This is a genomic window from Chitinophagaceae bacterium, assembly GCA_016717285.1.
Taxonomy (GTDB): Bacteria; Bacteroidota; Bacteroidia; order Chitinophagales; family UBA10324; genus JACCZZ01.
This window is the reverse complement of record JADKFU010000005.1, coordinates 1,990,928-2,013,231: the sequence shown is the minus strand read 5'-3', so window position 1 is coordinate 2,013,231 and position 22,304 is coordinate 1,990,928. Positions and strand designations below refer to the sequence as shown.

27 protein-coding genes are annotated in these 22,304 nt (G+C 39.3%); 26 read left to right on the top strand and 1 reads right to left on the bottom strand.

Annotated elements, in window-relative coordinates:
- Positions 1 to 75: 75 nt before the first annotated feature.
- The 4 genes from IPO83_17915 to IPO83_17900 all read left to right on the top strand — a co-directional run bounded on the left by IPO83_17915 (position 76) and on the right by IPO83_17900 (position 3,797).
- Positions 76 to 1,668, top strand: coding sequence for an IS1182 family transposase (locus tag IPO83_17915; protein MBK9733133.1), 1,593 nt, complete (start codon positions 76 to 78; stop codon positions 1,666 to 1,668).
- Positions 1,669 to 1,990: 322 nt separating this feature from the next.
- Positions 1,991 to 2,908, top strand: a complete 918-nt coding sequence (locus IPO83_17910; GenBank protein MBK9733132.1) for a hypothetical protein — start codon at positions 1,991 to 1,993, stop codon at positions 2,906 to 2,908.
- 273 nt (positions 2,909 to 3,181) lie between these two features.
- Complete coding sequence (locus IPO83_17905) at positions 3,182 to 3,646, top strand: PIN domain protein (protein MBK9733131.1); 465 nt, start codon at positions 3,182 to 3,184, stop codon at positions 3,644 to 3,646.
- Positions 3,633 to 3,797 carry a hypothetical protein gene (locus IPO83_17900; GenBank protein MBK9733130.1) on the top strand — a complete coding sequence of 55 codons (165 nt, stop codon included), beginning with the start codon at positions 3,633 to 3,635 and terminating at the stop codon, positions 3,795 to 3,797. Before IPO83_17905 ends, IPO83_17900 begins: the two co-directional genes overlap by 14 nt.
- Positions 3,798 to 4,048: 251 nt before the next feature.
- Here the strand turns inward: IPO83_17900 and IPO83_17895 are convergent, their stop codons facing one another.
- A complete protein-coding gene (locus IPO83_17895; protein MBK9733129.1) occupies positions 4,049 to 4,264 on the bottom strand; it encodes a hypothetical protein in 216 nt (71 codons plus the stop codon).
- A gap of 299 nt (positions 4,265 to 4,563) precedes the next feature.
- Here IPO83_17895 and IPO83_17890 point away from each other — a divergent pair, with 299 nt between their 5' ends.
- The 22 genes from IPO83_17890 to IPO83_17785 all read left to right on the top strand — a co-directional run bounded on the left by IPO83_17890 (position 4,564) and on the right by IPO83_17785 (position 22,173).
- On the top strand, positions 4,564 to 4,803 hold the full coding sequence (locus IPO83_17890) for a hypothetical protein (GenBank protein MBK9733128.1): 240 nt from the start codon (positions 4,564 to 4,566) through the stop codon (positions 4,801 to 4,803).
- On the top strand, positions 4,800 to 5,204 hold the full coding sequence (locus IPO83_17885; GenBank protein MBK9733127.1) for a type II toxin-antitoxin system VapC family toxin: 405 nt from the start codon (positions 4,800 to 4,802) through the stop codon (positions 5,202 to 5,204). The genes IPO83_17890 and IPO83_17885 overlap by 4 nt, the downstream gene beginning before the upstream one ends.
- Positions 5,205 to 5,797: 593 nt before the next feature.
- A complete protein-coding gene (locus tag IPO83_17880) occupies positions 5,798 to 6,499 on the top strand; it encodes a VIT family protein (protein ID MBK9733126.1) in 702 nt (233 codons plus the stop codon).
- A 240-nt stretch (positions 6,500 to 6,739) separates the two neighbouring features.
- Positions 6,740 to 7,006 (top strand): zinc ribbon domain-containing protein, encoded by a 267-nt coding sequence (locus IPO83_17875; protein ID MBK9733125.1) that lies wholly within the window; start codon positions 6,740 to 6,742, stop codon positions 7,004 to 7,006.
- Positions 7,007 to 7,223: 217 nt separating this feature from the next.
- The gene (locus IPO83_17870) at positions 7,224 to 7,760 is read left to right on the top strand and encodes a hypothetical protein (GenBank protein MBK9733124.1); all 537 of its coding nucleotides are present in this window, start codon (positions 7,224 to 7,226) and stop codon (positions 7,758 to 7,760) included.
- A gap of 11 nt (positions 7,761 to 7,771) precedes the next feature.
- Entirely contained in the window at positions 7,772 to 8,329 is a 558-nt protein-coding gene (locus IPO83_17865) for a hypothetical protein (GenBank protein MBK9733123.1), read from the top strand.
- A 284-nt stretch (positions 8,330 to 8,613) separates the two neighbouring features.
- Positions 8,614 to 9,036, top strand: a complete 423-nt coding sequence (locus IPO83_17860; GenBank protein ID MBK9733122.1) for a DUF1801 domain-containing protein — start codon at positions 8,614 to 8,616, stop codon at positions 9,034 to 9,036.
- Between the two features lie 547 nt (positions 9,037 to 9,583).
- Positions 9,584 to 10,468: a DUF488 domain-containing protein gene (locus IPO83_17855; protein ID MBK9733121.1), complete on the top strand. Its 885-nt coding sequence runs from the start codon at positions 9,584 to 9,586 to the stop codon at positions 10,466 to 10,468.
- Between the two features lie 3 nt (positions 10,469 to 10,471).
- A complete protein-coding gene (locus tag IPO83_17850) occupies positions 10,472 to 11,284 on the top strand; it encodes a hypothetical protein (GenBank protein MBK9733120.1) in 813 nt (270 codons plus the stop codon).
- Between the two features lie 3 nt (positions 11,285 to 11,287).
- Positions 11,288 to 11,635 carry a DUF3024 domain-containing protein gene (locus IPO83_17845; protein MBK9733119.1) on the top strand — a complete coding sequence of 116 codons (348 nt, stop codon included), beginning with the start codon at positions 11,288 to 11,290 and terminating at the stop codon, positions 11,633 to 11,635.
- Positions 11,636 to 11,999: 364 nt separating this feature from the next.
- Complete coding sequence (locus IPO83_17840; GenBank protein ID MBK9733118.1) at positions 12,000 to 15,275, top strand: glycosyl hydrolase; 3,276 nt, start codon at positions 12,000 to 12,002, stop codon at positions 15,273 to 15,275.
- 243 nt (positions 15,276 to 15,518) lie between these two features.
- On the top strand, positions 15,519 to 16,337 hold the full coding sequence (locus IPO83_17835) for a hypothetical protein (protein MBK9733117.1): 819 nt from the start codon (positions 15,519 to 15,521) through the stop codon (positions 16,335 to 16,337).
- A gap of 203 nt (positions 16,338 to 16,540) precedes the next feature.
- Positions 16,541 to 17,188, top strand: a complete 648-nt coding sequence (locus IPO83_17830) for a DUF1211 domain-containing protein (GenBank protein MBK9733116.1) — start codon at positions 16,541 to 16,543, stop codon at positions 17,186 to 17,188.
- Positions 17,189 to 17,231: 43 nt separating this feature from the next.
- Positions 17,232 to 17,636: an extradiol dioxygenase gene (locus tag IPO83_17825; GenBank protein ID MBK9733115.1), complete on the top strand. Its 405-nt coding sequence runs from the start codon at positions 17,232 to 17,234 to the stop codon at positions 17,634 to 17,636.
- 90 nt (positions 17,637 to 17,726) lie between these two features.
- Positions 17,727 to 18,092: a DUF1311 domain-containing protein gene (locus IPO83_17820; protein MBK9733114.1), complete on the top strand. Its 366-nt coding sequence runs from the start codon at positions 17,727 to 17,729 to the stop codon at positions 18,090 to 18,092.
- Positions 18,093 to 18,185: 93 nt separating this feature from the next.
- A complete protein-coding gene (locus IPO83_17815; protein MBK9733113.1) occupies positions 18,186 to 18,674 on the top strand; it encodes a YdeI/OmpD-associated family protein in 489 nt (162 codons plus the stop codon).
- A 31-nt stretch (positions 18,675 to 18,705) separates the two neighbouring features.
- Positions 18,706 to 19,119 (top strand): DUF1801 domain-containing protein, encoded by a 414-nt coding sequence (locus IPO83_17810; protein ID MBK9733112.1) that lies wholly within the window; start codon positions 18,706 to 18,708, stop codon positions 19,117 to 19,119.
- A gap of 35 nt (positions 19,120 to 19,154) precedes the next feature.
- Positions 19,155 to 19,631 carry a GNAT family N-acetyltransferase gene (locus IPO83_17805; GenBank protein ID MBK9733111.1) on the top strand — a complete coding sequence of 159 codons (477 nt, stop codon included), beginning with the start codon at positions 19,155 to 19,157 and terminating at the stop codon, positions 19,629 to 19,631.
- Between the two features lie 189 nt (positions 19,632 to 19,820).
- Positions 19,821 to 20,243 (top strand): VOC family protein, encoded by a 423-nt coding sequence (locus tag IPO83_17800; GenBank protein ID MBK9733110.1) that lies wholly within the window; start codon positions 19,821 to 19,823, stop codon positions 20,241 to 20,243.
- A gap of 30 nt (positions 20,244 to 20,273) precedes the next feature.
- Complete coding sequence (locus tag IPO83_17795; GenBank protein ID MBK9733109.1) at positions 20,274 to 20,657, top strand: DUF1801 domain-containing protein; 384 nt, start codon at positions 20,274 to 20,276, stop codon at positions 20,655 to 20,657.
- 182 nt (positions 20,658 to 20,839) lie between these two features.
- A complete protein-coding gene (locus IPO83_17790) occupies positions 20,840 to 21,904 on the top strand; it encodes a M4 family metallopeptidase (GenBank protein MBK9733108.1) in 1,065 nt (354 codons plus the stop codon).
- Positions 21,901 to 22,173, top strand: coding sequence for a hypothetical protein (locus tag IPO83_17785; protein ID MBK9733107.1), 273 nt, complete (start codon positions 21,901 to 21,903; stop codon positions 22,171 to 22,173). Before IPO83_17790 ends, IPO83_17785 begins: the two co-directional genes overlap by 4 nt.
- The last annotated feature ends 131 nt before the right edge of the window (positions 22,174 to 22,304 follow it).

The following is a 22,304-nucleotide window of genomic DNA, read 5'->3' as shown; positions in this document are numbered from 1 at the left end:
CAACTCACCAAACATAGTGAATAACTACCTGAGATCGAAGGAGGATATCAAATGCTGTTCTGAGATATTTGTGTCATGCAAGGCCGTAAAGAAATAATACCCAAAATGCTCTACCAGGTTCACATTGATGACCTGGTTCCAAAGGAGAACTTTTACCGTAAGCTCAGTGCAGCTATTGATTTGCATTTTCTGTATAAGCAAACTGCACGTTATTATGGAAGTGAAGGTCAGGACAGCATTGATCCTGTAGTGTTTTTTAAGATCTGTTTGGTGGGTTACCTCAACAATATAGGTTCGGATCGCCGCCTGATGGAGTATTGCAGCAACTGCCTGGATGTAAGGTTGTATTTGAAATATGATATCGATGAACCACTTCCCTGGCATTCGACCATTAGTCGCACCAGGCAACTGTACGGTGAAGAAGTTTTTCTTGCATTGTTTAAAAACATACTGAGCCTGTGTATTGAGGCTGGTATGGTTCGCGGTAAACGACAGGCCATTGACAGCGCTCACGTGAAAGCAAATTGCAGTATGGATTCGCTGGTTGAAAAACAGATACTTGATGATGTAGAACAATACAGCAGTGAACTGAACGAACAAAGTGAGTTCAAAATAAAACCTCCCACACTCACTCCTTCTGATAAAGCAAGCCCCACCATCAGTCGTGATAAGCACAAAGCCGTCCAATCCCATCACCAATGGAAAGCAGAGGAATATAAAGACATGCCCGGTGGAAGTAGTAAGGGAGCTGATCAAAACAGTAACCAGATCCGTGGAAAATATTTAAGTAACCATACCCATACTTCTCCCACTGATCCTGATGCGCGTATTGCAGTCAAGCCCGGCAAAACGAGGCAGATGAATTACCTGGCACAGGTGGCAGTAGATCAAAGCTGCCATGTGATCACGGCAGCAGGAGCCGATTTTGCCGATAAACGCGATAGTGAATGTCTTGAACACATCGTAAAGCAGGCCACCACTAACTTAAAAGAAAATGACCTCCATTTAGAACAGATCACAGCCGATACAGGCTACAGCAGCGGTGAGGCACTACAATACTGTGCTTCAAATAATATCGATGCCTACATCCCCAACTTCGGGCAGTATAAAAATGAACGGGAAGGGTTTATCTATAACAAAGAACAGGACCGCTATGAATGTACAAGAGGAAATAAAGCCACCCTTCCCTTCAAAAAAATAAGGTACAGCTACGACAAGCATGCGATGAAGGTTTACCGCAGTGACAACAGTAAATGCAAAAGTTGTCCGTTAAGAAGCAGTTGCATTGGTAAGGGTGATTATAAGAAGATCGAGCACAGCATCCATAAACCACTATATGATCAGATGCATGAGAAGCTCAAAACCCCATATGGCAAACGGCTGATGAAAAAGCGCAGCAGCACCGTAGAACCAGTGCTGGGGACGCTGCTGAACTTTGTAAATATGAGAAGAGTCAACACCAGAGGCATCCACCAGGCCAATAAACACATCATGATGGCAGCACTCACTTATAACCTGAAGAAGTATATCCGCTTCACGAGCAAAAAAACAAATTCAAAAGCGGCAGCGATGATAGAAAATGCTTCCGAATTTGTTCAAAAACTGCTTTCAGCGCTGTTTTTTGTTTTACCACGTCCTACACCACAGTATGCAGCGAAACTTGTCTGAAAAAAATCCCCGACAATTTTTTTAAAACTATCAGCGACTTAAGCTGATCGCTGTTCAAAATCATGCATGAATACCATCTCAGGAAGAAGTTGTGCAACGGTTACATGGGTTTTGCGTTAGTGGGCACGAAGTGCGAACATAAAAAGTGTTTCATTTAGTTAACTTTATTGCGGGCATGAAGTTGATTGCTTCAAAAGCCCACCAACGCAAAGCCCCTTTCCGTTATCCGCAATTTTAACGCTCCGAACAACCGACATCAGTAACATCAAACATCAGTATTTCAATTAACCATATAAATTTGTACAAACAAAAATTCAAAATTATGAACTATAAACATTTTATTTATTTAATCGCACTTGTTGCTATTGCAGGAAAAGCTAATTCACAAAACATTACACTGCATTATGATGATGCCTATATGCAGGATTTTTTTAACTCAATACTAAAAGTATGTTTAGTTGGTGATGCAAAATATGATGCTGCAATTAAAGAGGCTGTTCAAAATAACTGGACACTTACTAAGTTTGAATTTATTAACAACATGGATTTAAAGGATAAAAAAATTATTCAAGACAAGACCTCATCCTTTTTAGTACCCTTATCTTTAAGTGACCTTGGTGACGCACACCTTACACCCAACTTAGTTTATCAATGGAAAATGTTAAACGATAATCGTTGGCTTTCGATTTTACCAGGCGGAAGAAAGTCTATTTTGGATTACCGCGATTATAATATTATTGTTTATTCACCATTCGATAATTTTAATCTTGAATCCAACATTTTGTTGTGTTCGTATAGGCTTGGCTTAATGATAAAAAGTATGCAGGATGCTATTATCATTTCTCGTGATAAAAAAATAAAAGGAGCACCGTTTAATGTTTTAAGCGATGTTTTGAGCCAAATAAATTTGAAGGCAAATGTTTTAAAAAGTAAAACTTTGTTGGTAAACGAAAACCTTCTTAAAAATAAAAACGAAAAAGGTAAGTTCGCAATTACAGAGGAAATTTTAAAGACATACAAGTTCAAGTATAAAATAGTAAGTCAACAAGAAATCGAAACTGCAATTAAAAGTAAAGATAAAGAGTCTTGTTATTTCTGTCCTGTCTTCAGCGGAGGTAAGGACATTTACATTTACAATCTTGAAAACATGGAAGTGATTTATGGAACATACGAAATGAAAGGCACAACTGTTGACAATGGTGATATTTCAAAACTTAATGAGGCAATAAGTTCTAATTAACTTTCATGCTAACTCCAAACTTCTGTGCTTCGACTGAACAGCAAAACTGCGGATAACAGTAAGATTAAAAGAAATAAAAAAATGAAGGGCTTTGACAGGTAAACAAAGAGTTGAGCTTCTAATGAACAGTGCAGGTAAAGGAACAGTTGTACTTCTAAACCCTTCTTTTTTTTACTTCTTTAATCCCTTCTTCGTTATGTGTAATGCTAAGACCGACCCCAAAAGAATTCAATAGACACCATTTTGGCTATCTTTGCATGGGCAGAAAATTAAATGAAACAGAGAATTTACATAGACACATCACTGGTAGGCGGCTACTTTGATAAAGAATTCAAAGAGGCGACAATTAAGCTATTTGAACGACTTGATAACAATGAGGTTGTTTTTGTAGTATCTGACTTACTTGACCTTGAATTGATAAACGCACCACAGCAAGTACGAGAACATTTACTTAAATTTTCGGCTGACAAGTTTGAAAGAGTTGAACTAACCGAAGAGGCCGTAAGGCTTGCAGACTCTTACATAAACGAAAAAGTTGTTGGCAAGACAAGTTTGGAAGACTGCCGACATATTGCATTGGCGACCATTAACAAAGTGGACGTTTTAGCAAGTTGGAACTTTAAACATATTGTAAATCTTGACCGAATTAAGGGCTACAATTCTGTCAACTTACGACTTGGGTATTCAATGATTGAAATCAGAAGCCCCAAAGACCTTGTAAATTATGGAAACGACTAAAAAAGAAAAACAGTTTGACGCTGTAAAAATGATGAGAGACATAAGAGAAAAGATAAGCTCTGAAACTCAAAATATGACTTTTGACGAATTAAAAGCATACATCAAAAAGCAACTTACAGACAACAAAACTAAACTTGTTGGACGACCATAACTGAAGAAAGCACTACACATAACATATAAGGATTAAACGCGCGCAGCGAAGCGGAGCAGCGATTTAATCCTGTGTTGAAAGAAGCTTCGGTAGCCCCTCCGATGTTGACTTGCAGCCTTATGGGGATTTAATAAAATCAGTGCGATTGCGAACAGGCGGGCAGAGGTAATCTGAGTGTACAGATATGTTGTTGTGCCCGTTTTTTAATATCATTTTGAACAGATTATTTTTTACGGCTAATCTTTTCTGGCTTACCACTTCGTTTTTTTCATATGCGCACATAGCAAACCTGCCTGCCATTTTGCAGCAAAAATTAATTGGTGATTTTTTGTTGGTATTTTTCCTGATGTGTTGCGCTGATCAATCGTTACGCGCTCCATAAATTTTGAATCAACAGCCGCAAAACCTGTTACATGAATTTTTGTTTGCGACACTAATGTGGTCTTTGATTTTTTGTCGTTGCTCATTTTTATGGTTTTTTGATTTGAGCACGGTTTACAAAAAATCCGCTAATTTGTGTACATAGTTAAGAAGGGCTACCGAAGGTTCTGTTCAACATGGGTTTTGTGTTAGTGGGCACAAAGTGCGGACATAAAAAGTGTTTCATTTAGTTAACTTTATTGCGGGCATGTAGTTGGTTGTTTCAGATGCCCACCAACGCAAAACCCCATTCGTTAGCGGCAAGCAATAGAGCCAGCCCACTTGAATTTATTAACTGCTAATTGACTCCATATTTTCAATACCTTTATCAAAAAATATTAAGGCAATGCTGACATTAAACACCATACTTAAGGAGATGAAAGATGTTCCGGTTAACCGACTGGAAGAACTTCATGAGTTCGTTCAATCACTAACGCTTACTAAAAGGCAAACGGAGACCTTGCGTAAGAAAATCCTATCGTTTGCTGGAGCATTTAGCGATATGAGTACAAAGGATTATACCGACTTTGTTCATCAAACAAAAAAGTCAAGAAAAAAACTTTTTGACCGCAGCATTGACTTATGAAGCCATCAATGCTTGACACCGATATTCTTTCGGAATTTTTACGTGGTAACCCAAATGTAATTTTTAGAGTTGACGAATACTTGAAGGAGTTTGGTTTCATAAGCTTGAGCATCATCACTTACTACGAAATTCTAAATGGACTTTTATATAAGGATGCCAGAAAGCAACTTACGCGATTTGAAGAGTTTGTAGCTTTAAACAAAGTTGTTCCACTTACTTTACGTATGGCGAGAGTTGCCGCATTTATTCAGGCCGATCTAAGACGAAAAGGAACTGAGATCGGACACACCGATATTTTGATAGCAGGCATTGCAATATCAAGTGAACTTCAATTAGTGACCAATAACACAGCTCATTTCAAACGAATAAGAGGACTTGAAATAGCTAATTGGACGAAATGAGAACGCTTTGAAGTTTGCCAGCAAGTAACATATAAGGATTAAACGCGCGCAGCGAAGCGGAGCAGCGATTTAATCCTGTGTTGAAAGAAGCTTCGGTAGCCCCTCCCATGTTGACCTACAGCTTTATGGGGATTTAATAACATCAGCGTGACTCCGGACAGGTGGGCAGAGGTAATCTGAGCGTACAGATATGTTGTTGTACCGGGTTTTTTAATATCATTTTGAACAGATTATTTTTTACGGCTGCTCTTTTCTGGCTTACCACTTCGTTTTTTTCATATGCGCACATAGCAAACCTGCCTGCCATTTTGCAGCAAAAATTAATTGGTGATTTTTTGTTGTTACTCATTTTTATGGTTTTTTGATTTGAGCACGGTTTACAAAAAATCCGCTAATTTGTGTACATAGTTAAGAAGGGCTACCGAAGGTTCTGTTCAACATGGGTTTTGTGTTAGTGGGCACAAAGTGCGGACATAAAAAGTGTTTCATTTAGTTAACTTTATTGCGGGCATGTAGTTGGTTGTTTCAGATGCCCACCAACGCAAAGCCCCATTCGTTAGGCGTAATTTTTGACAACCGACAACAACAACACAATGATAACAATTGATAACTATTTAGACAGCCATTATATACACCGAAGCAACTGGTTGAGAGCAGCTGTTTTAGGAGCAAACGATGGAATAATTTCTATTTCCAGTCTTGCAATAGGAGTTGCTGCTGCAAGTTCAACAAGAGAGCCTATTGTTTTAGCAACAGTCGCGGGACTTGTAGCTGGTGCATTATCTATGGCTGCCGGTGAATATGTTTCTGTAAGTTCTCAAACTGACACAGAAAAAGCTGACATTGAAAGAGAAATCAAAGAACTCAAAGAAATGCCAGATATAGAGTTAAATATATTAGCTCAAATCTATGAGAAAAGAGGACTAAAAAAAGAAACAGCAATGCAAGTAGCCATTGAAATGACAGAGAAAGACGCATTGGGAACACACATTAGAGAAGAACTGGGTATAAACGAGATTAGCCAAGCAAATCCAATACAAGCAGCCATTGCATCAGGAGCATCATTTATTGTTGGAGGAGTATTACCTCTTTTAGTAATACTTTTTGCACCAATAAAAGGACTGGAATATTGGTTATATGGTTTCACAACTATTTTTTTAATTGTTTTGGGAACAACTGCGGCCAAAACAGGTGGTTCAAGTGTAAAAAAAGCTATTTTACGCATTACTATTTGGGGGACAATCGCAATGGGCTTATCAGCTCTGGTGGGCTATATCTTTGGTGTTAAAATATAATTTATGATTTTAATAAATTGTATAGAAACTGAAATAAAAACTACGCCTAACAGCACCTACAAAAAATTGGCGGTTCCGTGGTTAAATGGAGCTTTGTGCTTCGTATCAAGTTCAGTGCTGGTAGACAGTTTTCGTCTCCGAAATCGCCAACTTCTTGTAGCTGCAAAGCGTTATCGGCAACCTTAATCGCTCCGATTGAACAGTGTGTTAACATAAACAAATAGCAAAAAACAAATTAGTATGACAAACGAATTTAAAAATTGCCAATCATGTGGAATGCCTTTAAAACGAGACCCAAAAGGTGGAGGAACAAATGCCGATGGGAGCATCAGCAAAATGTATTGTTCTTATTGCTACGAAAAAGGTGAATTCACTTATAAAGGAAATGATGTAAAAGAATTTCAGGAATTGAACAAACAAAAAATGATGGAAGGCGGACACTCAAAATTCTTCTCTTGGTTATTTACAAGAGGGATGAAGCGATTAGGAAGATGGAAAAACAATTAGCGTTTTTTTCACCGAAGACAGTAACTCAAAAATGATAGGGTTCCTTGCTTCTAACAAACTTCTCTGTGGACTTCAAACAGTTGCGCTTCGGACGAACAGCAAGGCAGCGCATAACAGCACCTACAAGAAATTGGCGGTTCAGTGGTTAAATGAAGCGAAACCATCATTCGTTTAGAACATTAAAGACAATTTTAATAATGAAAAATATTTCTCCCAAATGCAATTTTTTACTTTTCTGACAATAATAATTTTTTGCACTTCCTGCAACAGACAAGTCAAAAATGACTTACCAAAAGAAAAGGTAAGTGAATTAAAAATAATAGCTGATGGACAACCAAAACTTGTAAGAAATCTGGGCTCACTAAAAGATAAAGGCAACAATGTTAATAGTAGCCTGCAGGACAAAGCCGGTAACCTTTGGTTCGGAACCACAGGAGACGGTGTTTATAAGTATGACGGAAAATCGTTCACTCAATTCACAACGTCAAATGGATTGAACAGCAATACTGTTTTTTGCATTTTAGAAGATCAAAGTGGTAAGATTTGGATAGGTACAGACGATGGTGTTTGTCTTTACGATGATAATAAATTTTCTAAAATTCAAATCGCTTTACCAAATGATACACTAAGTAGTAAATACTATGTATGGAGTATTATGCAGGACAAGAGCGGAAAACTATGGTTTGCAACTAGTATTGGTATTTATGAATATGATGGCAAATCATTTAACTTTTCAAAGTACCTAATGACATAGAATATTGTATTATGAAAATAGAAAAAGTTTTAGAAGATAATGAAGGTAACTTTTGGTTTGGAGGACGGTGTCACGATGGAGTGTATCGTTACGATGGAAAATCTGTAACTAAATTTGAACTAAAGAAACTATATGAAGACAGTCCACTAAGAGAACGCAATTGGGCCTTTCCTCAATTGCAAGACAAAAATGGAAATATTTGGTTCAGCAATTGGGATGGAGTCTACCGTTATGATGGAAAATCATTTACAACTTTTACAAAAAAAGATGGTTTGTCGGGCAATGTGGTTGCCCGAATGATAGAAGATAAAAAAGGAAACATTTGGTTTGGTGGCGATGGACTTAGTTGTTACGATGGTAAATCTTTTACTCGTTTTACAGCAAACGACGGATTAATCAATAATAGTGTATGGTCTATTTTGGAAGATAGAACGGGAAATATTTGGGTGGGTACGAGGAACACTAGTTTGTTTCGTTACGATGGAAAAACCTTTACCAGCTATACAGACCAAGATAAACAAACTGAAAATCTATTTGAGAATAAATGGAACCCCTTCGGCAGTCAATGAAAAATACTGATTTGAGGCTTCGGGTACAAAAGCAACGAACCGCTAACATCTGCTACCCGCGAGTCCGGCAGCAGTGGTTTTCGGTGGGTATCTTTCCGCTCGGGCAGCTTTTCGGCTTGACAGGAAATCGCCCGCAATCCGCACCTGCGTGTAGCTTCCTACTTTATCGGTCAGCTTAAAAGACGACACCGTAAAAAAATGACAGACTTTAAAACATTGTAACTCTTTACTATGAACCAACAAACGAAAAACAACGATCGGCTAACAGGGCTTCGTAGATTTTTATGAGCATACAAGAAGAAATCAAAAATTATATTAACAGCCAACCTGAGCCAAAGCGCAGCGACATGCAAGCGTTGCATAATAACATTCTGCAGGTAATGCCAGCCTGTAAATTATGGTTCCTGGATGGGAAAGACAGTGAGAATAAAACGGTTGCTAATCCTAATATTGGATATGGATTGCAGACCATGAAATATGCTGATGGAAAAACCAGGGAGTTTTATCAGATTGGTATGAGCGCAAACACAACCGGAATCTCGGTCTATATCCTTGGACTTGAAGATAAGAAATACTTAGCCCTCACTTATGGAAAAAAAATCGGCAAAGCAAGCGTGAGTGGTTATTGCATTAAGTTCAAATCCCTGAAAAATATAAACATGGATATACTTGAAGCGGCAATTCGATATGGGGTGGAAAACACGTAAATTCTCTTGTAGATGTTTCTGCAAACTTGTTCTGCAAAGCTTCATCTGGAAATTTAACTTGTCGCAATTAAGCGATCATACGTCAGTATTATTTACATACATGCCGAAACAATTTAGTTAACACTGCGATTCAATGCTTCTTTAAATAATTCAATTTACATACATTGTATTTTGCTTTCCATTCCAAACCCAAATTAATACGCTTATGAATTTTTTTCCCCCAGTTGGTCCGGATATGCAACTGCGCTGGTCTGGATTTTTTTACTCCCGATCGATTGAGATTTTCAATCCGTTTATCTGATCCATCATTCCCGGAATATAAGGTCAATTATTGCGTTGACTCCGTCATAATCAATTATAGTAATCAGCGCAGGATTAAAAATCGCTTGGCTCAGTAGACAAGGATTACAAATCTGCGCCAACGAGTCAACTTCAATGTATGAATTGGTGCGGATGAACAGACACGGTTGCACCCTGCGAACACAGGCAAATTGAAACAAAACAAAATTTCACCGGAAACCGCTCTTAAAAATTCTAACTTTACAATGTGTTTTACAGACGGAAAATAATATTGTCATTGCTTCAATTGTTTGATGGACAGCTTGAGAAAATCCGGTTACAAAAACTTCTTTTTCTTTTCACTCAGCAGCAAACCAAAACAGATTATGATTTTGTTCCGTATCGCTTCGGTTGCTACTCCTATTCTGCCAATGCCGATATGACAGCAATGGTTACGAGGGGTTTTCTGAAAGAAGGTGAAAATCATTTTGAAAGGAATGATGCAATTGATTATATAAAGCAACTGAAAGAAATTGACAGGAAGTTGTTGCTCGAAGTGAAATATAAATATGGAAGCATGAGCGAAACAGCTTTAATGAGGCACACTTACCTGAACTATCCGTTTTATGCCATACGAAGCGAAGCTGCCGAAAATATTCTGAGCCAGGCTGAATTGGAGAAAGTGAATAATGCAAAAGCAAAATCTAACAAGACCATTTTATTTACGATTGGCTACGAAGGAATTTCGTTGGAAGAATATCTGGTTCGCTTGCTGAAAAATGATGTGAAGATTTTAGTTGACGTCCGCAATAATCCGTTGAGCATGAAGTACGGATTCAGCAAAAGTCAACTGAAAAAATATTGTGAAAGTCTCGGAATACAATATCTTCACTTTCCTGAAGTTGGAATTACGTCGGACCAACGACAAGAGTTGAACTCTCAAACTGATTATGACAATCTATTCTCTGTTTATCGTAAAGACAATCTGAGTAAAACAACCAGGTCGCAGCATGAAATTTTGAACCTGTTAAAACAACACCAACGAATTGCTTTGACTTGCTTTGAAGCGAATATTTGCCAGTGCCACCGCAAACATTTAGCGGAAGCCATTGAAAAACATCCTGATTTCCTTTATGAAGTAAAACATATTTAGCCGATGGCTTTAACAAAAGTTTTAATTGCTGTAAAAACCTACCCGACTCTTTCAGCAAAATATGATGAACTGGTCTGCACAGCAGGTTTCCGTGAAGACGGAACATGGATAAGAATTTATCCGGTTCCGTTTAGAAAAAGATCCTACAACGAACAGTACAGGAAATACGATTGGATTGAAGTTGATATGGTAAAAAACGATTCGGATTTCAGACCAGAAAGCTTCCGGCCGCATTCACACGATAGCGAAATAAAAATTGTTGGACACCTTGATACAGCAGGCAATTGGAGAGAACGAAAACAGATCGCTTTAGGGAAAATCTATTACAATCTTTCAGAGTTGATTGCAGAAGCAAAAGACAAAAATGTTTGCACTTCGCTTGCTGTTTTTAAGCCTGCAGAGATTTTAGATTTTACAGTTGAGGCAGTAGAAAGAGCATGGGACAAGGGCAAACTTGCAAAGTTGAATCAGTTGAATCTCTTTGAAGCGAATGCAGAAGGGAAATTTGAAGTAGTACAGAAACTACCCTTTAAGTTTTCATATATTTTCACTGACAATCAAGGAAAGAAAAGTCAAATGATGATTGAAGATTGGGAAACAGGACAACTGTTTTGGAAATGTCTTGCAAGGCACGAAGGCAACGAAGAAAATGCTGTGGCTGATGTCAGGAAAAAATACTTTGATGATTTCGCAAAGACAAAAGACCTTCATTTCTTTTTGGGAACAACACAACAGTATCACAACGTTGCACCAAATCCATTTATCATCATCGGAACTTTTCACCCGAAGATAGAAACGCAAACTCGTCTATTTTAAGCAATGGCGATTGATGCTCTACAAACGTTAGATGTAATTGAAGCAATGGAAAATTTCATTGCAAGGAAAAGACCGCCGGAACATATCAGAGCGCAACTTGACTTAGGATATAAGATTGAAAACCAGGATATTTTTGTGTTCGAAATCAGGCCGAAGTTTGAAAAGCCGAGTGAGAAAAGAGCATCACCAATTGCCAAGACAACTTTTGTGAAAGCAAAAAATCATTGGAAAGTTTTCTGGATGAGAGCAGATTTAAAGTGGCACAGTTACACACCAATGCCAACCGTTAAGACAGTAAATGAATTTTGTAAACTTGTTGAAGAAGATAAACACTATTGTTTTTTTGGATGAAGAATGAAGTCTGCACACAAATGGAAATTCAAATTATTTCCCTCACTGTGCTGTTGAGCACCTGGATTTTCAATCCGCTTTCTGATCCATCATTCCCGGAATTTAAAGTCAATTATTGCTTTGACTCCGTCATAATCAATTGCCGCAATCACCTTAGTGCAAGCTGAAATGAAAAATTATTTGTCGCATTTAATTTGGCGCATGTCGCTGCTGAATCAGTGTACGCCGAAAATGATGTGATGAATGCCTGCATATCTTCTTCTTTAAAGACTTCAATTACCTTATTTTGCATTTTCGTTCTCATTCCAAACCGAAACCCAATCCGTTTATGAAAAAAATTTTCCTGCACTTCACGTTTGCTGCAATGTTGTTTGCGTCGCCGATCATCGCCCAGAATAAAAAATCAGCCGACTCGAAAAAGAAAGAAACAGTTTCTGAAAATAAAGATCCCTGGAAAACAGAAACCTTTAGCGGGCTCACTTTCCGCAGCATCGGCACTGCTAAAACATCCGGTCGTGTAGTGGATTTTGCGGTGAACCCAAATAATTCCAATGAATATTATGTAGCCGCTGCCTCAGGCGGCGTATGGAAAACTGCTAACCATGGAATTACTTATACACCCGTTTTTGAAAAAGAAGGTTCTTACTCGATCGGCTGTGTGCGCATCGATCCCAACAACCCGAATATAGTATGGGTGGGTACAGGAGAAAATAATAACCAGCGAAGCGTTGCCTATGGTGACGGCGTTTATAAATCAGAAGACGGTGGAAAATCATGGAAAAATATGGGCTTGAAAAATTCCGAACACATCGGGATGATTGTGATCGACCCCAAAAATTCCGATATCGTGTATGTTGCTGCATATGGTCCGTTGTGGAGTGCCGGCGGTGATCGCGGAATCTACAAAACCACGGATGGAGGAAAAACATGGAAGCAGGTTTTATCCGTGAGCGAGAACACAGGGTTCAACGAAATACACATGGACCCGCGCAACAGCAATGTACTTTATGCAACGGCACATCAGCGCAGGCGGCAGGTATACACTTATATCAGCGGAGGTCCTGAATCAAACATTTATAAAAGCACAGATGGTGGCGTAACCTGGGAAACCCTGAAGAAAGGTTTGCCCGAAGTTGACAAAGGCAGAATCGGACTTGCCATCTCGCCAGCAAATCCTGATTACATCTACGCCATCGTGGAAGCAGCAGATAAAAAAGGGGGAGTGTTCCGGTCTACCAACCGCGGAGCAAGCTGGGACAAGATGAGTGATAACGTAACGGCGGGAAATTATTACCAGGAAATTTTCTGTGATCCCAAAGATGTTGACAGGGTTTTTTATGTCGACTTCTGGGTAATGGTTTCAAGAGATGGTGGAAAATCATTTTCTAAAATTGGTGAAAAGAATAAGCATGTAGACAATCACGCGCTATGGATTGATGAGAAGGATACCAGGCATCTTCTTGTAGGATGTGATGGGGGAGTGTATGAAACATACGACTTCGGTGCGAACTGGGAATTCAAAGCAAACCTTCCGATCGCGCAGTTTTATAAAGTAGCCGTCGACAACTCACTTCCATTTTATTGGGTATATGGTGGCACACAGGATAATAACAGCCTTGGAGCACCATCCCGCACCCTAAGTGCAAACGGCATCACGAATGCCGATTGGATATTTACACTTGGCGGTGATGGTTATGAGACACAAATTGATCCCGAAAACCCCGACATCGTTTATCCTCAATCCCAATATGGTGGCCTTGCACGCTTTGATAAAAAGAGTGGAGAAATAGTGGACATCCGCCCGGTTGAAGGTGAGAATGAACCTGCCCTTCGCTGGAACTGGGATGCTCCTTTGCTCATCTCCACGCATCTGCACACACGCCTTTATTGCGGAGCCAATAAATTATTCCGCACCGACGATATGGGCAATTCATGGACAGCTATCAGTGGTGACTTGTCGCGGCAGATCGACCGTAATAAATTACCTGTGATGGGAAAAGTCTGGAGCATGGATGCCGTTGCAAAAAATTCATCCACTGATTTCTATGGCCAGATAGTTTCCATTGCCGAAAGTTATTTTGATGAGAACCATCTCTTAGCAGGAACCGATGACGGGCTTATTCAAGTCACAAAAGACGGAGGCAAATCCTGGTCGAAGGTGGATAACATTGCAGGAGTTCCTGAGCGCACGTATGTAAATCAGATCATTGCATCGCAGCATGATAAAAATGTTTTCTACGCCACCTTCAATCATCACCGCTACGGAAATTTTAAACCGTTTGTGTACAGAAGTGCTGATGGAGGAATGACATGGTCGCCCATACAATCCAATCTTCCTGAGCGCGGCAGTGTTTATACTATTGCAGAAGACCATGTAAACAAGGACCTGCTTTTTGTTGGTACTGAGTTCGGAGTGTTTTTCACCATCGATGGCGGAAAAAAATGGACACAGCTAAAAAGTGGTCTGCCCACTATAGCTGTTCGCGACCTTGCTATTCAAACCCGTGAAAACGATTTGGTGCTGGCAACATTCGGGCGCGGATATTATATCCTTGACGATTACACTCCACTTAGAACTATTAAGAAAGAAGACCTTGACAAAGACGCCTTTATTGCTCCTATCAAAGATGCATGGATGTTTATTGAGAACACTACTGCAGCAGGCGGACCGCAAAAAGGTTTCCAGGGAGAAAGCTATTATTCCGCGCCAAATCCTAAAGTGGGTGCCGTGTTCACGTACTACCTGAAGGAAGATCTCACCACACTGAAGGAAAAGCGCCAGGAAATGGAGAAACAAAGAATAGAAAAGATAGAACCTGTTTATTATCCTTCCGCTGATTCCATCCATTTGGAAGATCAGTATCCCGATCCTTACCTGCTGTTCACGATTACCGATGATGCAGGAAGTATTGTGAGAAAAATAAAAACTGCAGCAAAGAAAGGACTGAGCCGCATCACCTGGGACATGCGTTATGCATCACCTGGCCCTGTGAACTTCAATACACCAGACCCTACTAATCCATATGATGTGCCTGAAACAGGGCATCTTGCCATGGCCGGCACGTATAAAGTTTCTCTCAGCAAATTTGAAGACGGTAAAATCACAGAGCTGGTGCCGGCACAACCCTTCGTCATCAAATCCCTCAATGCTGCTTCGCTTCCTGCCACAGATACAAAAGCACTCACAGCATTCTCTAAGAAAGTGAGCGATCTGCGAAGAGCAACAGGAGCTGCAGACACTTATCGTGGCGAGCTGGTGAATAAAATAAAATTTATCAAGTCAGCCATCATCGATGCACAACTGCCGCAGGATTCCATTACCGCACAGGTGCATGCAGTGGAAAGACGCCTTAACACAGTCGATATAAAAATGAATGGTGATGCAAGCCTTGCCAGGCGCGAGTTTGAAACGCCGCCTTCCATCAACGGGCGCATCAGTACCATCGAAGGCTCACTGTGGACGGCCACTTCAGCGCCCACGCAAACGGCCATTCAGAGCTTCGACATCGCTTCAAAGCAATTTGCCAACCTGCTTCCCGAATTAAAATCCATTGATGAAGAAATTAAAAAAGTGGAAACCACACTTGAAAAAAACGGAGCGCCTTATACGCCTGGAAGATTGCCGGAGTGGAAGAAATAAATGAATGGCGTTAAAAAAGAAATAGACGCTATCAAATGGTCTTCATGTGCTGTCATGCTGCATTTATTTTCCGGAGGATTCTGTGGGCGGCATGACAGCACATTTTGAGGAACATAGCATAGCCTTGTTTGTCAGGTATATATGGCTTCTGATTTTTTTTAGAGCATCTTATTTTCAGAGAAGTATTTTGGGATTGACTGTGTTAGATTATTTATTCCACGACGGATTGTTAGCACCGATAGTATGAAGATAACCAAGCTGATATTTCTATTTGGATTATTAGCAGTTATGTTGCTTGCAAGTTTTGACGATCCGGAATTTCCTAAGCTTCCGAAAATTAAATCGATCATCGAATGGAGAGCATGGGCTGACACAACCAAATATAAAGAAGCAAAATGGATGAAGTCTAAACGGGAATATTATATGAATGGGGAATTAAGTACTACACTTTTCTTTGGTTCCAAAGGTGACACAACTGACTTACGAATTTATAAACTGAATAAGGACTCAAGTTTAAAAATGGAAATCTGGTATAATAAATTTTTAAAAAAATGGATGGACGGAGATACTTATTATTACAACAAAGGAGAAACACTTCCTTTTATGTCAAAGGACAACGATAAATATAAATGTTTCTATACTTACGACAACCAGGGGAATATTATTGGCAAACGACTTTCAGATGACAAAGACGAAAACTTTGCGGAGTATGAATATACTTATGACACAACAGGGTTATTAATTCAACAAGTTGAGTTTGATTTTTTTGATGGACAACGAGACATGAAGAGAATTTATGTTTACGAATATGAAAAAAATGAGACGGGGCAAGTATTAAAAATGGATGCTTTTTTCGTGCCTCATCATACCAATGAAAGTGTTACCAGGACCGATAAGCAAGGAAATCAAAAAACAACTTATTATGGATTTACCGCTAAGGCAAAAACCAATACTGAGACTATTTACTACAACGACAAAGGAGAACGAACACAGAAAATAGAATACGATAGAGACAATAAGCCACAATTTATCTGGACATACGACTATGCATATTATTATTAGACAAAGAAAAACCGGTGCAAAGCGATAAATGACAAGGTGGGATACAGAGATTGTATCCGGTATACGGAAGCTTGCACCAAAGGTGAACTATCGGGCTTAAATGTTTGAAGGATTACGAGAATAATCGGATGCTTATTACTTTTATGTACCTGAATAGGTTGGTCCAAAAAAGGACCATTAAAAACCTGAAAAGTATACCGGCAATGAATGATCAAACGAATGATGCTCAAAGCAACTTAAAAGAGACTTCCCGCTTAGAAGCATTCAGTGATGGTGTTTTTGCTATTGCTATTACATTGCTGATCCTGGAACTTATCCAAACGATGTATCCGCACAGTGAAGGCGGATTACCAGGGCTCTTGCTCAATCATTGGCAGTCTTTCCTGGCTTTTGCCATGGGATTTTTAACAATCCTGATCTGTTGGATCAACCATCACCTCGTATTTGAGTACATAAAAAAGACGGACAGTAAACTCATGTGGGTAAACGGATTTGTATTACTTGTCGTAACGTTTACTCCTTTCCCTACAGCAGTTCTCGCTGAGTATTTTGAAAGTGAATCAAATACAGCGCTGGCTTTCTTTGGCTTCAATTATTTTATGATGTCGGTGGCGGCATATGGTATCTGTGCTTATCCATTCAATAAACATCTTATTGAAGAAGGCAGTAGAGAAGTGTTCAATGGCTTTAGATTGATGTACGCTTATAGCATCATTTATACGCTCCTGACCTTTTTTGTTTGCTTTTTTTCTGTGGCTGCCGCCATATTTTTCTATTGCATTTTGTTTGTTGTATTTGCATTTCCAAAAGAATTTTCTAAAAAATTAATGGTAAGAAAGAACCGGAAGTAATAATTGGTGACAAAGAATTTAAATTAACTGACAAAATTCAGCTATGATCAACGGTGCACATTTTATTATCTACAGCAAGAAGCCGGATGCGGATCGTGATTTTTTTCGCGATGTAATGAAATTAACGAATGTAGATGTGGGCGACGGCTGGCTGATCTTTGGTTTGCCACCGTCAGAATTGGCAGTTCATCCCGCAGCAAAGAATGGACTGCAGGAATTGTACTTGATGTGCGATGACATTGAAGTATTTGTAGCAGGCATGAAGCAACAAAATATTACCTGCAGTAAAATACAAAACCAGGGTTGGGGACTCATAACGCAATTGACTTTGCCTGGTGGTGGAAAAATCGCTGTGTATCAACCACGTCATGCAAGACCTCCATCTATGAAGGTTAAAAAGACAACTAACGCCAAGGAAAAAACTTCAGGCAAAACAAACAAGAAGTGAAACATTCATAATGTGATAAAAACACTATTTCATTGCTGTCTGATTTTGGCATGTTGCGCGATCCGGGTTTCAGGACAGTCCAATGAGCAAGTGCAAAACCCGATTGACATCCGGTTGAAGGAGTGTTTGGAAGTTGATTCCAACTATACTACTTATGGAATGATGCATTGCGAGGCATTGGCTCGTGATGAATGGGATGTGGAGATGAATAAGTATTATCACCTCCTCATCGATACACTAAATGCTGATGAGAAAGAAAAGTTCAAGGTCGCGCAAAGGCAATGGTTGAAATACCGCGACAAGGAGTTTGAATTCTCTGCAACCATGCATTACAACATGCAGGGAACGATGTGGAGAGTGGTGGCAGCAGCAAGGTCATGTGAAATAGTGAAGGCAAGAGCGCTTGAATTGAAAGATTATTTTGAAACGCTAACATTTCACGGGCAGGAAAATTAATGTGTATGCCTGCAATCAATTGTTTTCATTTATCCCTGGTGTTTTAGCTGTCATTGTCAACAATAAGAAATAATCTCAACAAACGAATTAATTTTGAAAAGACAAAAGCTAAAAGCCAGAATAGAAATTATAGGTATTAATCCACATGTGCTTTTGCCTGACAAAGTTTTGAAAGATCTTTTTAAACAAGCAGGTATAGACAAGGGACCCATACGAATTAAAGGGACACTCAACGACAAACCTTATCAGCAAACGCTGGTAAAATTCAGAGGTGCGTGGCGATTATATATTAATATGAAAATGCTAAAAAATTCGCCTAAACGTATCGGTGAAATCATAGAGCTGACTGTAGCTTTTGACCCTGAGGCAAGAGTTGTTCAGCCGCATCCCAAATTTATTAAAGCATTAACACAAAACAAGAAAGCCAAAGCCATCTTTGATGGCTTAAGGCCCTCTTTACAGCATGAAATTGTACGCTATATTTCACATTTAAGATCTGAAGAAAGCATCGATAGAAATGTTAGTAAAGCAATAGAATTTTTATTGGGGAGATGCAGATTTGTCGGGAGAGATAGACCATAATCGCGGATGAATTGAGAATTAATTTAAAGAAATGAAGAAGGAAAATAAATTAACCGATCATGAACAAGTGACGGAATTAATCCAAAAGCTTGATCCGTCATTGTCGGATTTGGCAGAAACCGTCAGGCAAATTATTTTAAATACTCACAACGAAATCGGGGAGCAGATAAAATGGAATTCGCCGGCTTTTTATTATACGGGTGAAATGAAACCTTTCGACCCCAGGGAATATAAACGCGATATTGCAGTAATGAATCTTCGTAAAAACAAACTCTTGCTTGTATTTCCAAGTGGTGCAATCATAAATGACCTAACAGGAATATTTGAAGGCGATTACACAGATGGGCGACGACTGGTAAACTTTTCTGATTTGAAAGATGTAAAAGCAAAAGAAAAGGCATTAAGAAGAGTGCTTAAGGAATGGATTAAATTAGTGGACAGGTGATATTGTTCGGTTCGCTTTAATTAACTTTTCAAAACATGATCATCAGGGAAGCGAAAATCTACGACATCAGGCAGATTCAATTTGTCCGAAATGCTGTAAAAGAAAATATGCTTTCTGATCCGGAACTCGTGACGGATGACGACTGCAAAGTTTTTTTGACAGAAAGAGGGAAAGGTTGGGTTTGTGAAATTGATCATCAAATTGTGGGGTTTTCAATCGTAGATTTAAAGGACAACAATATCTGGGCACTCTTTATATTACCGGCATTTGAAAAACAGGCTATAGGCAGACAACTTCATGAGGTAATGCTTGACTGGTATTTTGCACAGACAAAAGATAAGGTGTGGCTCGGTACTGCACCAGGAACAAGAGCGGAAAAATTTTATAGAAAAGCAGGTTGGTCAGAAATTGGTATACATGGAAAAGGAGAAATTAAATTTGAAATGACTTACGACGATTGGATGAAAAACAAAAGTAACAGAGTGAAGGAGCAGGAAATAGGAAGTGTATAGGATTTGCCTGCTAATTCTGTCCATAGGAAACTCATTGGTTACCGTCATTTTATTTTTTATTTAATTTGCAAATAAACATTTGCGGGTTCAAATAGAAATCAAGAACAAAGATTTACAATGAATAAATGCATTGAGAAAAGCTTAAATTGTTTAGTAAACTATTTTTAATCAATCCTTAATTCAAATCATATGTCAAAAACAATAGTTACCTGCTTGTGGTTTAACGGACAGGCTAAAGCAGCAGCGGAATTTTACTGCTCAGTATTTAAGGATTCAAAAATTACTGCTGAAAATCCATTGGTGGTAACTTTTGAAGTTAACGGATCGAAATTTATGGGATTGAATGGCGGACCTGAATTTCAATTTAATGAAGCCGTTTCATTTGTTGTGAACTGTGATACGCAAGAGGAAATTGACTATTACTGGAATGCTTTCACAGCTGAAGGCGAGGAAAGCAGGTGTGGCTGGCTTAAAGATAAATTTGGTGTTTCCTGGCAGATTGTGCCAACTGATATGGCTGAATTAATGAGTGACCCTTCAAGAGCAAAAAGAGTTACGGAGGCGTTTATGCAAATGAATAAGCTGGACATTGAAAAGTTAAGGCAGGCGTAGAACAACGTGTTTAAACTACAGTCAAATTAAATGAAAAACGCAACGGGTAAACGATATGAAAGTGTTGACAGTTATATAGCAGCTTTTCCGAAGGAGACGCAGCAAGTCTTGCAACACATCCGCTCTGTCATTATGAAAGCAAGTTCCTCTGCTACGGAAATCATCAGCTATAATATGCCGGCATACAGGCAAAATGGTGTGTTGGTTTATTTTGCCGGTTATAAAAATCATATCGGCTTTTATCCTACATCTTCTCCCATCAGGGTTTTTAAAGATGAATTGGTGAAGTTTAAGACTTCGAAAGGTGCCATTCAATTTCCAATTGATCAGCCGCTGCCAACTTCACTGATCAGCAAAATTGTTAAATACAGAATGAAGGAGGATTTGCTCAGAGAGGCTTCAAAGAAAAAATGAGATCAGCTTCCTGTCTTATCTCAATTATGGCTGTTGATAAAAACCTGCCTTAAGTAATTTGCTACGCAGTCGTTGTTTTTCCATTATAATTAAATTAACTTTTTAATTTTACTCGTCGTTATTCTGATATAACGTCCCGCCAACTGATGTGCAACTCCCGTTTCAATCCCATGCAATGTATCATGCCACCATACATCATGAAAAAGATGCATCAGACAAATACGGATAAGAGCGAAACAGAGCGGCTGACGGAAATGTTTCATACCAATCGTATCAAGGCCGACCGTGAATTTCTCGCAACGTTGCCCCCTCATGCGCAGCGTTTACTGGCAGGAGCGGTACCGGTAAAAGACGCTACGAAATCAAAAAATAAAAAAAATCCTAAACCTGTCATTCACCTGTATGATTGCAGGCATGGATATGACCTTCCCGGCAAATTGATTGAAAGGCCGAAAAACGGACGATATGACGATCCTGATGCCACCAAAGCTTATAATGGCATTTATCATTGCTGGAAATTTTATTACGATCTGTACAAACGTGATTCATTGGATGCACATGGTATGCCTTTCAAGAATACCATTCATTACGGAAAGCGATATGGGAATGCAATGTGGGACGGAAAGCAAATGATTTTTGGTGATGGTGATGGAAAAACTTTCAAGAGTTTTACTTCTGATCTTGATATTATCGGGCATGAAATAACACATGCATTGATACAATTCACTGCTAATTTTGCCTATGAGTTTCAGCCTGGTGCTCTCAATGAAGCTTACGCCGATATATTTGGTATACTGATTAAGCAACGCGCAATGAATCTGAATGTCAAGCAATCCGATTGGCTTATTGGCGCTCATACCATGTTAGGAAGTGAATATGCTCTTCGCAGTCTGAAAGCGCCGGGAACTGCTTATATCGGTCATCCATATTGGGGTGACGATCCGCAGCCGGCAACAATGAAAGATTATATGAAACTCCAGTATACGGATGCTGATGATTGGGGAGGTGTTCATTGGAATTCAGGAATTCCCAATTATGCTTTTTACGTTACGGCTATGAATATCGGCGGATTTGCCTGGAAGAAAGCGGGAAAGATATGGTACGAAGCCCTGACAAAGGAGCTCCGTTATGATTCTACTTTTGAAGATGCGAAAAAGGCAACGGTCCGGCAGGCTGCAAAAATTTTCGGAACCGGAAGTCTGGAGGAGAAAGCTGTAAAACATGGATGGAAAACTGCACACATATGAGCAAAATTAAACTGGTAGAAAGCGGCGGAATGATGGGGTCAAAACGTTCTGCTGAAGACGATGTAAACATGAGCGCCGCTGAAATTAAAGCTGCTTTAACAGCGATTAAAGCGGAAGCAAATGCCTTGTCGCGCGATGGATTTACCTATTCCGTTTTTGCTGAAGGCGTTGATGGTATCGCTATTGATCCCAACAAAGCAAAAGGAAAAATAGGACGTATCCTGAAACGGTTAATGGATGATCTCACTCCTATGAACATTAAAAAGTGACGGCTCAATTGATTTGGGAGATAAAACATATTGATAGCCATTTGCTATGCGTTCGTAATTTCAGATTTTTTTTGCGAGCTGGATTGCTTCACAGTATTTGGAGCATAAAATGAATGGGTTGTCTTCAGCGG

Bases quoted from the DNA above. Each gene is read 5' to 3' on its own strand.
- IPO83_17905 (MBK9733131.1), top strand. From the start codon at position 3,182: ATGAAACAGAGAATTTACATAGACACATCACTGGTAGGCGGCTACTTT.
- IPO83_17850 (MBK9733120.1), top strand. From the start codon at position 10,472: ATGGCTTTAACAAAAGTTTTAATTGCTGTAAAAACCTACCCGACTCTT.
- IPO83_17865 (MBK9733123.1), top strand. From the start codon at position 7,772: ATGAAAATAGAAAAAGTTTTAGAAGATAATGAAGGTAACTTTTGGTTT.
- IPO83_17870 (MBK9733124.1), top strand. From the start codon at position 7,224: ATGCAATTTTTTACTTTTCTGACAATAATAATTTTTTGCACTTCCTGC.
- IPO83_17840 (MBK9733118.1), top strand. From the start codon at position 12,000: ATGTTGTTTGCGTCGCCGATCATCGCCCAGAATAAAAAATCAGCCGAC.
- IPO83_17915 (MBK9733133.1), top strand. From the start codon at position 76: ATGCAAGGCCGTAAAGAAATAATACCCAAAATGCTCTACCAGGTTCAC.
- IPO83_17890 (MBK9733128.1), top strand. From the start codon at position 4,564: ATGCTGACATTAAACACCATACTTAAGGAGATGAAAGATGTTCCGGTT.
- IPO83_17835 (MBK9733117.1), top strand. From the start codon at position 15,519: ATGAAGATAACCAAGCTGATATTTCTATTTGGATTATTAGCAGTTATG.
- IPO83_17810 (MBK9733112.1), top strand. From the start codon at position 18,706: ATGAAGAAGGAAAATAAATTAACCGATCATGAACAAGTGACGGAATTA.
- IPO83_17900 (MBK9733130.1), top strand. From the start codon at position 3,633: ATGGAAACGACTAAAAAAGAAAAACAGTTTGACGCTGTAAAAATGATG.
- IPO83_17805 (MBK9733111.1), top strand. From the start codon at position 19,155: ATGATCATCAGGGAAGCGAAAATCTACGACATCAGGCAGATTCAATTT.
- IPO83_17880 (MBK9733126.1), top strand. From the start codon at position 5,798: ATGATAACAATTGATAACTATTTAGACAGCCATTATATACACCGAAGC.
- IPO83_17875 (MBK9733125.1), top strand. From the start codon at position 6,740: ATGACAAACGAATTTAAAAATTGCCAATCATGTGGAATGCCTTTAAAA.
- IPO83_17910 (MBK9733132.1), top strand. From the start codon at position 1,991: ATGAACTATAAACATTTTATTTATTTAATCGCACTTGTTGCTATTGCA.
- IPO83_17845 (MBK9733119.1), top strand. From the start codon at position 11,288: ATGGCGATTGATGCTCTACAAACGTTAGATGTAATTGAAGCAATGGAA.
- IPO83_17895 (MBK9733129.1), bottom strand. From the start codon at position 4,264: ATGAGCAACGACAAAAAATCAAAGACCACATTAGTGTCGCAAACAAAA.
- IPO83_17800 (MBK9733110.1), top strand. From the start codon at position 19,821: ATGTCAAAAACAATAGTTACCTGCTTGTGGTTTAACGGACAGGCTAAA.
- IPO83_17790 (MBK9733108.1), top strand. From the start codon at position 20,840: ATGCCACCATACATCATGAAAAAGATGCATCAGACAAATACGGATAAG.
- IPO83_17785 (MBK9733107.1), top strand. From the start codon at position 21,901: ATGAGCAAAATTAAACTGGTAGAAAGCGGCGGAATGATGGGGTCAAAA.
- IPO83_17830 (MBK9733116.1), top strand. From the start codon at position 16,541: ATGAATGATCAAACGAATGATGCTCAAAGCAACTTAAAAGAGACTTCC.
- IPO83_17885 (MBK9733127.1), top strand. From the start codon at position 4,800: ATGAAGCCATCAATGCTTGACACCGATATTCTTTCGGAATTTTTACGT.
- IPO83_17860 (MBK9733122.1), top strand. From the start codon at position 8,614: ATGAGCATACAAGAAGAAATCAAAAATTATATTAACAGCCAACCTGAG.
- IPO83_17825 (MBK9733115.1), top strand. From the start codon at position 17,232: ATGATCAACGGTGCACATTTTATTATCTACAGCAAGAAGCCGGATGCG.
- IPO83_17795 (MBK9733109.1), top strand. From the start codon at position 20,274: ATGAAAAACGCAACGGGTAAACGATATGAAAGTGTTGACAGTTATATA.